We start from the raw sequence: 15,287 nt of genomic DNA, 5'->3' as shown, positions 1-15,287 counted from the left end.
ACTCTTTTTTTGTGCATAAAAATATTTTCTAATTAAATACTACTTAGTATTAAGTTTGTTATTAAGGGGCTGTAAATATGAATATAAAGCAATCGTTCAAACTTTTAGCTATGTTTTTAAGTGTCTTATTTGTATTATTCCCACTTCAAAAAGCATTCGCAGAGGTTATGGACCATACAAAGTATGAAATGGATTGGAGTTATAGTAGGTCAAAGAAGAAACCAATCCGAACAGAACTTATTAAAACGGCAGATGGAAAAATTGCATTTTGCTTAAATGTAGACTTAAAATCTCCGAGCGGTCAAGACTTACCAGAAATGGGTAAAGTAGATATTAACGTGTACCGTGTACTGTTGAATGGATATCCACAAAAGAGCCCACAAGAATTAGGGGTATCTGATTGGAGAGAGGCGCATTACGCAACGCAACTGGCAGTGTGGAATGCGTTAAAACAAATTGATGTTAATGATTTAGATTTCCGCAATAAAAATGTAGAGAAAGTAACGAAAGACATCGTTGCAAAAGCAAACGCTAGTGAAGAGTTACAAGAAATTACGATGAGTGTAACTCCTACAGAAGAACAAGAAGCAGTATTAAAAAATGATTTCTTTGAAACAGGTTTATATACAGTAGAAACAAATGCAAAAAGCGGAACGTATAAAGTGCAAGCAACAGGTGCACCAGCGGGCGTGAAGTTTGCAAATGAAAAAGGCGAAACAAAAACAGAATTTAATGTAGGAGAGAAGTTCCGCATTTTAATTCCGAAACAAACACCAGCTGGTGGATTTAGCTTTAAAGTATCAGGAAATTTAACGAAATTACAAGGGATTGCGCATAAAGGTACACCGACTATTCAAAATGCAGTAGTATTACTTGAGCGTAGTGAAGAGAAAACGAGCCCTGAGTTAGCGGTAAGTTGGAAAAAGGCTGAGGCTCCAAATAAACCAAATAAGCCATATACTCCAAATGAACCGCATAAACCGAATCAATATAAAAGGTAAATAAAAGCATTGGCCTATGCCAATGCTTTTTGTATGCAAGGATTAAAGTTATATTAAGAAAATAATAAAATAGATAAAATAGTGTTTTTACAGAGTAAATTATATTTTAAAATAATATAAATATAATTAAATCCTAACGTTACGATTAATAGATTAAATTCACAAAATTGTAATATTATTCTTGGGGGGAGGCTATTAAATACAGGTAAAAGCGTGTAAAATTCAGTTGGAAAAACTACCTATAGATGGTCATATATGAAGAAAATGTAAGGTTTTATTTTTAGATGTATAGATGACGAGACTAAAATATATCTTTTACTATTTTCCTTTTATGTAAGAAGAGAACTCATCACAAGTAGAGCGAAGTGAGGAGGGCGTAATACATAAAAAAATTTACAATATAAGAAAGCGAATACATTTAGAGAAATGCGGTAGTAATTGATATAGGTGCGAGAGGTGTTAGTCTATTCAATAAATGTTTTTATAAAAATAATAGGATTTCTTATTAAATGAATATATAGGATGGTTTGTCTAAAAAAAGGACAGGGGACACAGATTATGTCAAAGCAGAAAAAGAGTAGGGTATTAGTAGCTGGTATTTGTATATCTACATTATTATCACCAGTAGCTTTCGAAGCATCGAAAGGATATGCGGCGCCTTTGGAAGAGAATAAGGGCGGGCAGTTGGAAGAGAGTAAAGAGAATCGTTTGGAGCAGAGAACGTTTCATTTGCCTGGGAAAGGTAGTGTTGAAGAAGAGCAAAAACGCTTAAAAGTACGTTATGTACTTTCAACAAATGAACCAACTGGAATTTATGCTGGTCCAAATGAAGAAATTAAAATTGAAATAAAAGGAACGCAATCTATTAAAGCGTTCATAGGAACGAAGTCATATGATGAAAAAGGGTTTGAAGAATTTGAGTTAAAACCTGGTGAAAATAATATTTCATCTTCAAGAGGTGGAATACTATATTTTTATAACATGAATAATGATGGCGAAGTAACAGCTTCAGTTATTCATGGAGGAAGTCATTTTCCATTATTTGTATTAGGGAAACACACAAAAAAAGATTGGGATGCAATGTTAAAAAAGTATAAAAATCCTTATGCAGTTGAATTGAAGGCTGAGAGAAGTTTAATTACTGCAAGTCCTGAAGCAGTGGCAAACTATATGGGAGAGACGGATCCAGTAGAATTAATGAGGCTACATGATAAGATTATTCGCTTTGAAAATTCTGTAGCAGGATTATCTGAAGATGGTATAGGGGTGTCAAAAGCTCCAAACCACTATATCCAATTTGTTGAAAAGAGAAAACCAGATAAAGATGATTGGATGTTTGCTACTCATTATCATACAGGGTATGTTCCAGAGACTATGGATAGGGTTTTAAATATAAAGAGATTACAAGGAGATGGCTGGGGACCGTGGCATGAAGTAGGGCATTTACATCAGCAAGCTCCTTGGTTTTGGTCAGGTGTAGGAGAAGTAACAGTAAATATATATTCATTATCGGTTCAAAGAATGTTAGGCAATAAATCAAGTCTAGAAGAAGATGGTCATTATAAAAAAGCTTTTGCTTACTTAGATAATCCTGATGCTCAAAAAAAGATGGAAGAATTCGAGAAACTAGTAATGTTTTGGCAACTTGATTTAGCTTATGGAGAGCATTTTTACCCTAATTTACATCAAATGTATCGCTTATTACCAGAATCTGAAATGCCTGCTTCAGATGAAGATAAAAAGCAAATGTTTATTTATATGGCATCGAAAGCGGCTAAACAAAACTTAGTGCCGTTTTTTGAGAAATGGGGATTAGGTCCAAATGATGAGGTTAGAGGGAAAATCGAAAATTTAAATTTACCTAAATTAGAAAAAGAAATATGGAAAGCAACAGATAGTAATATTATTCGTGAAAAACAAGTGAAACCATACGGCGGGCTTCCTTATGGTGAAGCGTCTACTGTGGTACAAGATCTCATCGTTGGTGCGAATTTTAATGAAAATCTAGCAAATAGTCTTGTTCAAAATTTAGGTGAAAATGTAAAAGTAACAGGTAGAATTATGTGGCCGTATTTAGAGGTTGGAAAAAGAGCGGTATTAGTAGAAATTGAGGATGAGAAAGGACAGAGAAATTTCATTTCTGTTCCAGTTAACAGTCTTTATGGAGATACTATGGTATTTAAAGGTTACGGTGATGAGGTAAATTCTGTTATAACGCTCCTTCATGATGAAAAGAAAATCAACGTTTCTTTCGTTGGTAATGAGTTTCATGAGCGCTTTAAAAATGAAAAGTATGTAGGGATTACCTTATATGATAAGGATGGAAATGAAAAGAAAAATATTTCTATAGAAGGGCAAGAAAATTCTAAAAAGGTTGCTTTGCAACTTGAAGGTGTTGAACTTCAATATGGCGATATTATGAAAGTATATCATGCAGAACCAAGTCGTTTCGATTGGTATCAAAGTAATAAACTTGTAGATCAAGGTGGAGCTAAGAATAAAAAAGAAAAGTTCTTTAAGATTACTCCACAAGGATATGAACTAATAGACGGTATACAGGAAGTAGAAGCAGTACCGCAAAAAGTATTAATCGGGGCAGACGCTGAAAAATTAGAAGCGAAAAACTTTGTTCAAGTAAAAGGTGGAGAAGTAATTGGTTTTGTAGAAAAACCGAATACAATGAAAATCGGTGAACAAAAAGTAAAAGTAGAAACGAAAGATCGTTTCGGAAATAAGAAAGTGACGGAAGTGCCAGTAGAAGTAACTTATGGAGATAGCCTATTTGTATATGGATTAAGTTATGGTAGTGACGATATGAAATCGATTATAACGTTACATCATGATACGAAAAAAATGAGTGCGACAGATACGGATAATTTGATTCATGATTACTTTGGAGATGAGAAGTATTTTGAATTCACCTTGTACAATAAAGAGGGAAAAGAGAAGAAAAATATAGAGGTAAAAGGCTTGGAGAATACAGAAGCTTTTGCCAAGGAAGCAAATGGGTTAGCATTTGAATATGGAGATGTGGTGAAAGTATACCATGCAGAGTCTTCACGTTTACATTGGTATCAAAAAGGTTTATATGTGGGAGAAGGAAAAAATAAAGAAATAAAAGAATTATTCTTCGAAATTACTGAAAATGGATTTGAAAGATTAGAAGCTCTGCAAGAAGTAACAGCAGTACCACAAAAAGTAGTTATTGGAACTGACGTTGAAAAATTAGAAGCAAAAGATTTTGTGCAAGTCAAAGACGGAGAAGTAGTAGGATTTGTAGAAAAACCGAATACGACAAAGATTGGTGAACAAAAAGTAAAAGTAGAAACGAAAGATCGCTTTGGTAATAAGAAAGTGACGGAAGTTTCATTAGAAGTGGTTTATGGAGATAGCATTGCATATGCAGGAAATGGCGATGATATTGCTTCAATTGTAACTTTAAAGCACGAAGAGAAGAGATTCCATGCAACTGATATGGATAGCGAAATTCATGAGTATTTTAATAAAGAGCTATACATGGGGATCGCGTTATACGATGGAGAAGGAAAAGAGAAAAAACATGTAACAGCAGAGGGACAAGAAACATCAGAGAACTTTGCGAAGCAAGTGAATGGTATACAGTTCGAGTATGGAGATGTAGTGAAAGTATTCCACGCAGAACCGGATCGTTTGAAATGGTATCAAAATAATACACTTACTGGTCAAGGTGAGAAAAAAGGAACAAAAGAACTATTCTTCAAAGTGACAGAAAAAGGTTTTGAGAGAATGGATATGTTGCAAGAAGTCACAGCGAAACCTCAACAAGTAGTAATCGGAACAGATGTTGAAAAATTAGAAGTGAAAAATTTTGTTCAGGTGAAAGACGGAGAAGTAGTAGGATTTGTAGAAAAACCAACTACAGCAAAAGTTGGAAAACAAACAGTAAAAGTAGAAACGAAAGATCGCTTTGGTAATAAGCAAATAACAGAAGTGCCAGTAGAAGTGATTTACGGAGATAGCATTATGTTCTTCGGTACATGGCACGACGAAACGAATATTAAATCGATTGTTACATTAAATCATGAAGAAAAGAAATTCAGTACAACAGATTCAGAAGGTCCAATGCATACTTCATTTGCAGATGAGAAGTATATGGGAATGACTGTGTATGATAAGGATGGAAAAGAGAAGAAAGATTTATCAGTAAAAGCATCGGAGAATACGAAAGTATTTGCAGAACAATTTAATGGAATGACTTTTGAATACGGTGATGTAATAAAGGTATATCAAAGAGAGTTTGATAGATTTAAAGTGTATAAAAAGAATGAACTAATGAATGCGCAGTATGGTGTTCATGAAGTGCTCTTTAAAGTGACAGAGCAAGGTTTTGAGAGAATGGAAGCACAACAAGAAGTAACAGCTATACCGCAAAAAGTAGTAATCGCAACAAACGCTGATAAATTAGATGCAAAAAACTTTGTTCAAGTGAAAGATAGAGAAGTAATTGGATTTGTAGAAAAACCAAATACAACAAAAATCGGTAAACAAACAGTAAAAGTAGAAACGAAAGACCGTTTTGGAAATAAGAAAGTAACGGAAGTACCAGTAGAAGTAACATATGGAGATAGTCTTGTATACCAAGGGCTGGGTGATGATATTCGTTCTATTGTAACGTTAAATCATGATGATAAGAAACTACATGTAACGTCTACAAATGAACAAATTCATAGTTACTTTAACAATGAATTATATATGGGAATTACCCTATATGATCAAAATGGAACGGAGAAAAAACATGTAACAGCAGAAGGACAAGAAACTTCAAAGAATTTTGCTGAGCAAGTAAATGGTATGATGTTCGAGTATGGTGATGTAGTAAAAGTGTATCATGCAGAATCTGATCGTTTAAGTTGGTATAAAACTGGTGAGTTAATTGGAAAAGGGGATGCGAAAAAATTTAAAGAGATTTCCTTCAAGATTACTCAAAATGGCTTAGAGCAAGTACGATAATAAGAAAAAGCTCGTAAAACATTATGTTTTACGAGCTTTTTTATTATTCAGCTTCAGAAACAACTGTGAAGCGTTCGTTTACATGTTTTGGATTTTCGATTTCATCAAGTGCTGCAACTGCGAAGTCCTCGTAACTTACGTAGCTATCACCTTTTGAGTTAACAAGAAGATTGTCTTTGCCAGCTTTGTAAGAACCAGTGCGTTTTCCTAATGCGAATAGTGCAGAAGGGCTGATGAATGTCCAAGTGATATCATTTGTTTGTTGCAAGATTTCTAAGTTTTTACCTTGGTTTTGAGCTGTTGCAAGGTATTCGCCTGGGAAACCTGGTGTATCAAATACACGTGTTGTTTTTTCTTCGTCTACAAATAAGCTTCCTGCTCCGCCAACTACAAGTAATTTTGTATTTGGTGCACCTTTCACAGCTTCAATAAGTACGTTTCCTGCATCTACGTGAAGGTGTTCTTGCCCTGCTGGAGCGCCAAATGCATTTACAACTACGTCGAATGCTTGTAGGTCGTTAGATGTAAGAGAAAATACGTCTTTTTCTAAAACTTTTACGTTTTCTTCTGTAATTTTTGCAGCGTTTCTTACGATTGCAGTTACTTCATGTCCACGATCTAATGCTTCTTTTAAAATACGACTTCCTGCTTTACCAGTTGCTCCGATAATTCCGATTTTCATAATAAATCCCTCCAAAGTGTTTTGTTAAATTGTATATCTGAAAGTGAATGAATGTATTGTAATTAGGTTTGTTACAACCTGTTGTAATCATTATAGTTACAGGTAGGTGTTTTTGTCAATGGGGTAGTTTGTAGATTTATTTTTTGTTTTAGTATGCACAGTTAGAGGGAGGAGAGTCATAAAGATATTGTTACTTCGCGCTTGGCTAATATTTGGAAATTGCAAATTGTCGAAAAATGTTGATTTTTGAATGTTTTTTAAATATAATTCGTTTTATGGAGAAAAGGAGGGGTTAATTGTATGAATATTTTGGAACAATTCGTTTCATCAACGAATACGATTCTTTGGTCATATATTCTTATTGCAATGTTAATTGGTTTAGGGCTTTATTTTTCTATTAAATTGAAATTCGTACAGCTTACTCATTTAGGAGAAATGATTCGTTTAATGAGTGATGGACTAACTGGCAAGACACGTAAAAAGGGCAGTGTATCATCGTTCCAAGCATTTTGTATGAGTTCTGCAGCTCGTATTGGTATCGGGAACTTAGCTGGTGTAGCGTTAGCTATTTCTATGGGAGGGCCTGGAGCTGTATTTTGGATGTGGGTTATTGCGATTATCGGTGCTTCTTCAAGTTTCGTAGAAAGTACGCTTGCGCAAATTTATAAAATAAAAGATGGCAGTGGCTTCCGTGGTGGTCCTGCTTATTATATGGAAAAAGGTTTAAATAAACGTTGGATGGGGATTTGGTTCTCTATTCTGATTACAATTAGTTACGGTTTAATTTTCAACTCAGTACAAGCAAATACAGTAACATTAGCATTTGAAAATGCATTTGGCTTAGAGCGTTATATTGTTGGTATTGTATTAGCTGCATTAGTTGCGGTTATTATTTTTGGTGGTGTAAAAAGTATTGCACGTATGTCGGAAATGATTGTTCCGCCAATGGCGCTTATTTATATTGCCGTAGCTATTTTTGTTGTCATTAAAAACTTCTATTTAATACCAGATGTGTTTACGGAAATCTTTAAAGGTGCATTTGGTTTAGATTCAGCTGTAGGTGGCGGTATCGGTGCTGCGATGAAATATGGTATTCAGCGCGGATTATTTGCGAACGAAGCAGGTATGGGTAGTGCGCCGAATGCGGCAGCAACAGCTGATGTAACGCATCCAGCGAAACAAGGTTTTATTCAAACGATTGGAGTATTAGTAGATACATTCTTAGTATGTACATCAACAGCATTTATCGTACTATGTTCTGGTGCATATAAAGCAACGAATTTAGAAGGTATTGAATTAACACAAAATGCATTAAGTTCACAAATTGGCCCATGGGCGAGCAGTTTCTTAGCGATTATTATTTTCTTATTTGCATTTAGTTCACTTCTAGGAAACTACTATTATGGTGAAACAAATATTGAATTCATTAAGCAAAGCAAAACGTGGTTAACAATTTATCGTATTGCGGTAGTTGGAATGGTATTATTCGGTTCTGTTGCGACGCTTCAAGTTGTATGGAATATGGCGGACTTATTTATGGGGCTAATGGTAATCACGAACTTAATTGCGATTACACTTCTCGGCCGATTTGCGTATGCTGCATTGGCAGACTATGTAAGGCAAAAGAAACAAGGAAAAGATCCAGTCTTCAGTGCAGATTCTATTCCTGGTTTAACGAATACAGAGTGTTGGGATAAGTCAGCGGTAACAGATAAAGAAAAAGCAGTGTAAATGAAAAGGCGAGCATCGAGGTGAATTCGATGCTCGCCTTTTTTGTTGTAGGAAATGATGAAAAGGGTGAGAGGTAATTATTAATATAATTTTTTTGTTTATTTCTCTCTCGTTATTTGTGGGGAACGTGCTGTATTAAAAGTATGACTGGTCGAAGAGGATAAGTGATTGAGTATTGGATAAATGTATGTAATGGCTATATTTTTATGTAAAAAAAACACGTATGTTAATTTTATTAACATATTCATGTTATAAAACCTTACATAAAGTTCTTGATTACTTAAAGTTTTTAGAATATAATTTTCTTATTGTTAGGAAGAGGGGGCAATGCAAATATGGATTTTTTAGCTAGGGTAATTGGGGATGTAAATAATATCCTTTGGTCATATGTCATTATTGCGATGTTAATTGGGTTAGGGCTCTATTTTTCATTTCGTGTGAAATTTGTCCAAGTTCGTTACTTCGGTGAAATGATTCGTTTGCTTGGGGATGGAGCAAGCTCGAAAACGAGAAAAGCGCAAAAAGAGAAGAGCGGCGTATCATCATTTCAAGCGTTTTGTATGAGTACAGCTTCTCGTGTAGGTACTGGTAACTTAGCTGGTGTAGCTATTGCAATCTCAGCAGGTGGTCCAGGAGCAGTATTTTGGATGTGGTTAATCGCGGTAATTGGGGGTGCTTCTGCATTTGTAGAGAGCACATTAGCGCAAATTTATAAAGTAAAAGATGGGAATGCATTCCGTGGGGGCCCAGCGTATTATATGGAAAAGGGTTTAAAGAAACGCTGGTTAGGTGTTGTGTTCTCTGTTCTAATAACAGTAAGTTTCGGATTGATTTTTAACGCTGTACAGTCTAATACTGTAGCGGCTGCCTTTGATGGGGCGTTCAAAACAGATAGTAGATTAGTAGGTCTTGTTATGGCTGGTTTACTTGCAGTTATTATTTTCGGCGGAGTAAAACGAATTGCTCGCGCGGTTGAAATGATTGTTCCAGTAATGGCAATTATTTATGTAGCAGTGGCATTATTCGTTGTTGTAACAAACATTACGGCAATTCCATATGTATTTAAAGAAATTTTCTTACATGCTTTCGGAATTAAAGAAGTAGTAGGTGGAGGATTAGGAGCTGCGATTTTATTAGGGGTAAAACGTGGATTATTCTCAAATGAAGCAGGTATGGGTAGTGCGCCGAACGCAGCAGCGACTGCAAACGTAACGCACCCAGTTAAACAAGGTTTCATTCAAACTTTAGGGGTATTTACAGATACATTATTAATTTGTAGTTGTACAGCATTTATTATTCTTTTATCAGATGTGCATAATGCAGCTGATTTAAATGGAATTCAATTAACGCAGCAGGCGTTAAGTCAACATATCGGTCCATGGGCTTCTATATTTGTAGCAGTTGCAATCTTCTTGTTTGCATTCAGTTCATTAGTAGGTAACTACTACTATGGTGAAACGAATATTGAGTTCTTAAATGGAAGTAAAGTGCTATTAAATGCATACCGCATTGCTGTACTTGGTATGGTTATGCTAGGGTCCGTGGCGACAATTCAAATCGTTTGGGATTTAGCAGATTTATTTATGGGAATTATGGCTGTTATTAACTTAGTAGCAATTGTATTCCTTTCTAAGTACGCTTTCGCAGCGTTATCAGATTATATTAAGCAAAAGAAACAAGGGAAAGATCCAGTCTTTTATGCGGAGTCTATTCCAGGTTTGAACAATACAGAGTGTTGGGATAAGCCAGAGGTAGCTGATAAAGAAAAAGCAGTATAATGAGGTGAGCATCAAGTGAAACTTGATGCTCATTTTTTGTTGGTTCAGCTATTTGTGTGAAGTGAAACTCCCGTTCATTAAAGTTTCGCTTTATAATGAAAAAGACGAACATTCATGAATGTTTCATAATAAAACGTATTTTTTTTAAGAAAAATGCGGATATGAATTATGATTTATGTTAGAATGGAAAATGCCTTTGAAATAAGAGGTTTTATGATCTTTCCTATCCGATTGAAGGTTTTGGAGGAGAAATGGAAAGTTCGGATTATTTCTTGTTTCGAATGGTCAGACGTTCAACGTTAATGAAGAGTTAAATGGAGGATTTTATTAATGAAGTTTGTTATGTTCCTTGTAGGATTACTCGTTGTATTTGTACTCGGTTTTCTTATAAGTGCCGATCGAAAGAAGATTAAGTATAAACCAATCGCAATTATGCTTATTATTCAGCTAGTATTATCTTATTTCTTATTAAATACGCAAGTTGGTTATATTTTAGTAAAAGGAATTTCAGATGGATTTGGCGCACTTCTTGGATATGCGGAAGCTGGAATCGTTTTCGTATTTGGTGGTCTTGTTAATAAAGGAGAGGTTTCATTCTTCTTAACAGCGCTATTACCAATCGTATTCTTTGCGGTTTTAATCGGAATTCTGCAACACTTTAAAATTTTACCAATATTTATTCGTGCTATTGGTACGTTGTTAAGTAAAGTAAATGGTCTAGGAAAACTAGAATCATATAACGCAGTAGCAGCTGCCATTGTTGGACAAGCAGAAGTATTTATTACAGTAAAAGATCAATTAAGTAAAATCCCAAAACATCGTTTATATACATTATGTGCATCTTCTATGTCGACAGTATCGATGTCAATTGTTGGTTCTTATATGAAAATGATTGAACCAAAATATGTAGTAACAGCACTTGTATTAAATTTATTTAGTGGTTTCATTATCATTCATATTATTAACCCGTACGATATTACAGAAGAAGAAGATACACTGAAATTAGAAAATAAGAAGAAACAATCATTCTTTGAAATGCTAAGCGAATATATTATGCTTGGTTTCACAATCGCGATCACAGTAGCGGCAATGTTACTTGGTTTCGTAGCATTAATTACAGCAATCAATAGCTTGTTTGATTCAATGTTCGGTATTACATTCCAAGCTATTTTAGGATATATTTTCTCACCATTAGCATTCGTAATGGGCATCCCGCAAGCAGAAATGGTAACAGCGGGACAAATTATGGCAACAAAATTAGTATCAAACGAGTTTGTTGCGATGCTTGATCTTGGAAAAGTAGCTGGTGATTTATCGGCTCGTACAGTTGGTATTCTTTCTGTATTCCTTGTATCATTTGCGAACTTCTCATCTATCGGAATTATCGCAGGTGCAACGAAGAGTATCGATGGCAAACAAGCAAACGTTGTATCATCATTCGGTTTAAAACTTGTATACGGTGCAACGTTAGTAAGTATATTATCAGCGATTATCGTTGGGGTTATGCTTTAATAAATTAAGAAAAGCAATGAGCGTAAGCTCATTGCTTTTTTGTTTAACTTGCTTTATCCAAATCTCTTTTAAAACGTGGTTTCTCTAAATAAGTTCCCAGTCTCCACACATATTCCACTGGACCCATCCGGTATTTCTGGAGCCAATAGGTGCTAACGAATAATTGAATCGTATAAATTCCGATGGTTAAAAGAATACCGAAGAAATAACCGATTTTACCGTATAGGCCAAATCCATATGCGTAAAAAATAGTTGTTGCAATAATAGATTGTGCTAAGTAATTACTAACGGACATTTTTCCCATGTTCGCCATGTATGTTAGTAGACGAGATGCTTTTTTGTAATGGAATAATAAAATAATCGTACTTCCGTAAAAGAAGGTCATAGTTACTGGTGTAAGGCCATCTTGTAACATAATTAAAATCGGATGCTTTACGAACATAGCTAAGATTTTAATTGTAAAAGAGAAGAGACCGGTGGCAAACCATATTTTTTTGACAGCAGGTATATGTTTATTGACCTCAAATAGCCAGCCTTTTTTCCCTACATACATTCCGAGTAGGAACAGTGGAGACATAAAAATTATTGCGAAAACTGATATGAAAAATAATCCGAATGCACCGTCAATTCCCATGTAATCAAAAGGATTTTCAGTCAATCTAAAGTTGACGTGATCCATATAGCCTCCGGTTTGATGGACTTTATGTTCTTTTTCAGTATAAGGTGCGAAATCATTTATATTTGTAGATGGATCAGTTTGATAGGACATAAGTGTAATAAGTGCGAGTAGAATAATCGCCCAAATGAGCAAAGTTTTCGGTTTTCGATTGATGAACATCATTAAGAAAATCCCGATAACTCCGTATGCAAATAAAATATCTCCCTCCCAAACAAAAGTGCCGTGAATGTAGCCAAGTAGTAAAAGAATGATAATACGTCTTATGTATGTAGGGAAGAATTTTTTTCCTTTTGCGATAATACTTTTTTGTAACAAAATAATGCTAAGCCCAAATAGAAAAGAAAATAGGGATATAAAATTGTGTGTGCCGAAAAATTGAATAAACCAATTAGCGCCTTTATCAAGATTGCCGAATAGATAAGTGGGTTTTTCACTGGTGAAGAACCCAAATTGAATTAATGTCATATTGACTAGTAAAATGCCAAACAAAGCGAAACCACGAATTGCATCGACAGCTTCTACACGTTGATTCATTTTTTCTCTCCTCGTATATTGTTTTTATATTGAAAATAATACCATTTTATAGCTGGCGCTATGTCAAATATGAGGAAATTTAAGGTGATTTTAAGATAGAGAGCAAATAAAAAATCACCTTAATACATGTATTAAGGTGATTGAAATATTACTCAGCTGGAGGTGTAAATGTACGTTTCTCTAATTCAGCATCTAGCATAAATAGTGCGTTTGAATCACTTGTAATACGTTTTAGTTTTTGGATGATGCTATCAAATGAAGCTTCTTCTTCTACTTGTTCGTCAACGAACCATTTTAAGAATGTAATTGTTGCATGTTCACGCTCATCCCAAGCGATATCAGATAAGTTGTAAATACGTTTCGTTACTTCACGCTCGTGCTCAAGTGCGACTTCAAAAGCGTTTAATACAGATTCGTATTCGTTATTTGGATTATCAAATCCAGTAATAATAGCGCGCTCTCCGCGGTCATTAATATAGTTGTAAAGCTTCATTGCGTGGAAACGTTCTTCTTCAGCTTGTACAAGGAAAAAGTTAGCGAATCCATCATAGCTCTCAGCTGTACAGTAAGCAGCCATTGCCATATAAGCATGGGCAGAGTAAAATTCAAAGTTCATTTGTTCATTTAATGCGTCGTGCAATTTTTTTGATAACATAAAATCCCCCTTAGTATTGTGACAAGAATATTATACCATAATTGATAATATTCTCATTTAGATACTTCGAACCTTTTCGAAAGCTTTGTGACGTGTGCGTCCATAATGTCTTGTAAGTCTAAATCATATTTTTGCGAAAGAATAATAAGGTTAGATAGTACATCGCCAAGTTCTTCTTTTAGTTCTTGTTTTAGCTCTTCTTCTGTTTTCGCATCTTCATCAGGGCGATCGCGGCCAATTTCGATTGCACGAACAACGCGTGAAACTTCTCCAACTTCCTCTGTTAAGAAATTTAAGCGAATAAAGGAATTATACTGTGACCAGCTTCGTTTTTCGTAAAATTCCTCCACCCATCTTTGAAATGCGACGATATCCATTTCTTCCTCATCCCTTCAATATGTTGTACAATATTCATTGTATCATAACAATATATAGTTTCGGGGTGTAGGAATGAGAAAGATTTGTGTGTTTGCAGGTTCTAATTTAGGGGAGAGACCAGAATTTAAAGAGCAGGCAATAGCGTTAGGAAAAATGTTTGTTGAGAACGATTATGAGCTTGTATACGGTGGTTCTTGCGTTGGATTAATGGGAGAAGTGGCAAACGAAGTTCTTCGCTTAGGCGGACGTGTAACAGGTGTTATGCCACGCGGTCTATTCCGAGGAGAAATTGTTCATACAGGGCTAACAGAATTAATTGAAGTAGAGACGATGCATGAACGTAAAGCGAAAATGGCAGAGCTTGCGGATGCTTTTATTGCATTACCAGGCGGATACGGAACGTTTGAAGAGCTATTTGAAGTTGTATGTTGGTCACAAATTGGTATACATAATAAGCCGGTTGGTTTATTGAACATAAAAGGCTTTTACGGACCAATTTTACAAATGGTTGCACGTTCAGCTGAAGAAGGATTTATGAATCCATCAAATAAAGAATTGATCGTTTCAGCTGAGACGGCAGATAAACTAATTCATGCAATCCAAAATTATGAGCGTCCTGTTTTGGGAACGAAGTGGAAGCAACTATCATAGCAAATACGGAAACACATGTCGTTTTAATTTAAGATGGCATGTGTTTTTAATTTGGTTAAATATGTTAATGTTTAGATGTAATGTTTTGGGGAAAGGAGAAATAGATGGAGGAGTTCGTATATTTACGTCCGGTTTTTAAAAGTATTTTAGCAGCATCTATTCTTGTTATGCTAATTGTTTTGAGACAGAAGAAAGAGTTGATTAATGAATTTTCGCTTTGGTTTATCTCGGTATTGTGTATCGGTGTTTCCGCGATAACGTTGTTTATGTCCGGATTTATCGTTGATGAGTATAATCTAGGTGGAGATCCACAATCGTTTTGTATGTTTATTGCGATTGGTTGTATTAGTGGTCTGAATTTCATTATTTATTACAGAAGGCAATAAAAGAGGCATTCCATATTACTTTGGAATGCCTTTATCATTTTGATTGCTTTGTTTTTTATACAGGTACCAGCCACCCCAGCCGCCACCAATTGCTACGACAACGAGGAAAGCATAGTCCTTAACCTCGACACGTATATTGAAAATATTAGCTATAAGTAAGAGAATCCCAACTGTTATTAACGCAAAAAACGCTCTAATTAAGTAGTCTTTCAACTGAACCACTCCCGTCATTTAAGTAGTAAATGATGAATTTGGAAAAGCCTTTTGGATCTATGATACTAAAGGGTGTTTCCTATATTTTAACATAAAAA

12 protein-coding genes are annotated in these 15,287 nt (G+C 35.1%); 7 read left to right on the top strand and 5 right to left on the bottom strand.

The window, feature by feature from the left end:
* Nucleotides 1–77: 77 nt before the first annotated feature.
* Both BCG9842_RS25195 and BCG9842_RS25190 read left to right on the top strand, forming a co-directional pair.
* Nucleotides 78–1,001, top strand: coding sequence for a thioester domain-containing protein (locus tag BCG9842_RS25195; protein WP_001022528.1), 924 nt, complete (start codon nucleotides 78–80; stop codon nucleotides 999–1,001).
* A 558-nt stretch (nucleotides 1,002–1,559) separates the two neighbouring features.
* On the top strand, nucleotides 1,560–5,990 hold the full coding sequence (locus BCG9842_RS25190) for a putative mucin/carbohydrate-binding domain-containing protein (protein WP_000043245.1): 4,431 nt from the start codon (nucleotides 1,560–1,562) through the stop codon (nucleotides 5,988–5,990).
* A 43-nt stretch (nucleotides 5,991–6,033) separates the two neighbouring features.
* On the opposite strand, the gene BCG9842_RS25185 is transcribed toward BCG9842_RS25190, so the two are convergent.
* Nucleotides 6,034–6,672 (bottom strand): NAD(P)-dependent oxidoreductase, encoded by a 639-nt coding sequence (locus BCG9842_RS25185; protein WP_000689910.1) that lies wholly within the window; start codon nucleotides 6,670–6,672, stop codon nucleotides 6,034–6,036.
* A gap of 300 nt (nucleotides 6,673–6,972) precedes the next feature.
* On the opposite strand from BCG9842_RS25185, the gene BCG9842_RS25180 reads away from it, so the two are divergent.
* The 3 genes from BCG9842_RS25180 to BCG9842_RS25170 all read left to right on the top strand — a co-directional run bounded on the left by BCG9842_RS25180 (nucleotide 6,973) and on the right by BCG9842_RS25170 (nucleotide 11,693).
* The gene (locus BCG9842_RS25180) at nucleotides 6,973–8,403 is read left to right on the top strand and encodes an alanine/glycine:cation symporter family protein (protein WP_001022952.1); all 1,431 of its coding nucleotides are present in this window, start codon (nucleotides 6,973–6,975) and stop codon (nucleotides 8,401–8,403) included.
* A gap of 335 nt (nucleotides 8,404–8,738) precedes the next feature.
* Complete coding sequence (locus tag BCG9842_RS25175; RefSeq protein ID WP_000346410.1) at nucleotides 8,739–10,181, top strand: alanine/glycine:cation symporter family protein; 1,443 nt, start codon at nucleotides 8,739–8,741, stop codon at nucleotides 10,179–10,181.
* A 330-nt stretch (nucleotides 10,182–10,511) separates the two neighbouring features.
* Nucleotides 10,512–11,693 carry a NupC/NupG family nucleoside CNT transporter gene (locus BCG9842_RS25170; RefSeq protein ID WP_000673846.1) on the top strand — a complete coding sequence of 394 codons (1,182 nt, stop codon included), beginning with the start codon at nucleotides 10,512–10,514 and terminating at the stop codon, nucleotides 11,691–11,693.
* Between the two features lie 43 nt (nucleotides 11,694–11,736).
* Here the strand turns inward: BCG9842_RS25170 and BCG9842_RS25165 are convergent, their stop codons facing one another.
* From BCG9842_RS25165 to BCG9842_RS25155, 3 genes are all read right to left on the bottom strand, one after another.
* Nucleotides 11,737–12,906: a DUF418 domain-containing protein gene (locus tag BCG9842_RS25165; RefSeq protein ID WP_001076363.1), complete on the bottom strand. Its 1,170-nt coding sequence runs from the start codon at nucleotides 12,904–12,906 to the stop codon at nucleotides 11,737–11,739.
* 148 nt (nucleotides 12,907–13,054) lie between these two features.
* Entirely contained in the window at nucleotides 13,055–13,561 is a 507-nt protein-coding gene (locus BCG9842_RS25160) for a ferritin (protein ID WP_000949403.1), read from the bottom strand.
* A gap of 53 nt (nucleotides 13,562–13,614) precedes the next feature.
* Nucleotides 13,615–13,938 carry a MazG nucleotide pyrophosphohydrolase domain-containing protein gene (locus BCG9842_RS25155; RefSeq protein WP_000355761.1) on the bottom strand — a complete coding sequence of 108 codons (324 nt, stop codon included), beginning with the start codon at nucleotides 13,936–13,938 and terminating at the stop codon, nucleotides 13,615–13,617.
* An 88-nt stretch (nucleotides 13,939–14,026) separates the two neighbouring features.
* Between BCG9842_RS25155 and BCG9842_RS25150 the strand changes: the two genes are divergently transcribed.
* Complete coding sequence (locus BCG9842_RS25150) at nucleotides 14,027–14,590, top strand: TIGR00730 family Rossman fold protein (RefSeq protein WP_025989104.1); 564 nt, start codon at nucleotides 14,027–14,029, stop codon at nucleotides 14,588–14,590.
* A gap of 104 nt (nucleotides 14,591–14,694) precedes the next feature.
* Nucleotides 14,695–14,976, top strand: a complete 282-nt coding sequence (locus BCG9842_RS25145; RefSeq protein WP_000390910.1) for a hypothetical protein — start codon at nucleotides 14,695–14,697, stop codon at nucleotides 14,974–14,976.
* 15 nt (nucleotides 14,977–14,991) lie between these two features.
* Here BCG9842_RS25145 and BCG9842_RS25140 read toward each other — a convergent pair whose 3' ends face one another.
* Entirely contained in the window at nucleotides 14,992–15,189 is a 198-nt protein-coding gene (locus tag BCG9842_RS25140; RefSeq protein WP_000656312.1) for a hypothetical protein, read from the bottom strand.
* Nucleotides 15,190–15,287: the final 98 nt, after the last annotated feature.

The sequence above is a fragment of the Bacillus cereus G9842 genome (genome assembly GCF_000021305.1).
Taxonomy (GTDB): Bacteria; Bacillota; Bacilli; order Bacillales; family Bacillaceae_G; genus Bacillus_A; species Bacillus_A thuringiensis_S.
This window is presented reverse-complemented; position numbering and strand designations above follow the sequence as displayed.

What these genes read in the sequence shown, in the direction of transcription:
- BCG9842_RS25155 (WP_000355761.1), bottom strand. Translation starts at nt 13,938, where the DNA reads ATGGATATCGTCGCATTTCAAAGATGGGTGGAGGAATTTTACGAAAAA.
- BCG9842_RS25165 (WP_001076363.1), bottom strand. Translation starts at nt 12,906, where the DNA reads ATGAATCAACGTGTAGAAGCTGTCGATGCAATTCGTGGTTTCGCTTTG.
- BCG9842_RS25190 (WP_000043245.1), top strand. Translation starts at nt 1,560, where the DNA reads ATGTCAAAGCAGAAAAAGAGTAGGGTATTAGTAGCTGGTATTTGTATA.
- BCG9842_RS25185 (WP_000689910.1), bottom strand. Translation starts at nt 6,672, where the DNA reads ATGAAAATCGGAATTATCGGAGCAACTGGTAAAGCAGGAAGTCGTATT.
- BCG9842_RS25160 (WP_000949403.1), bottom strand. Translation starts at nt 13,561, where the DNA reads ATGTTATCAAAAAAATTGCACGACGCATTAAATGAACAAATGAACTTT.
- BCG9842_RS25180 (WP_001022952.1), top strand. Translation starts at nt 6,973, where the DNA reads ATGAATATTTTGGAACAATTCGTTTCATCAACGAATACGATTCTTTGG.
- BCG9842_RS25170 (WP_000673846.1), top strand. Translation starts at nt 10,512, where the DNA reads ATGAAGTTTGTTATGTTCCTTGTAGGATTACTCGTTGTATTTGTACTC.
- BCG9842_RS25175 (WP_000346410.1), top strand. Translation starts at nt 8,739, where the DNA reads ATGGATTTTTTAGCTAGGGTAATTGGGGATGTAAATAATATCCTTTGG.
- BCG9842_RS25145 (WP_000390910.1), top strand. Translation starts at nt 14,695, where the DNA reads ATGGAGGAGTTCGTATATTTACGTCCGGTTTTTAAAAGTATTTTAGCA.
- BCG9842_RS25195 (WP_001022528.1), top strand. Translation starts at nt 78, where the DNA reads ATGAATATAAAGCAATCGTTCAAACTTTTAGCTATGTTTTTAAGTGTC.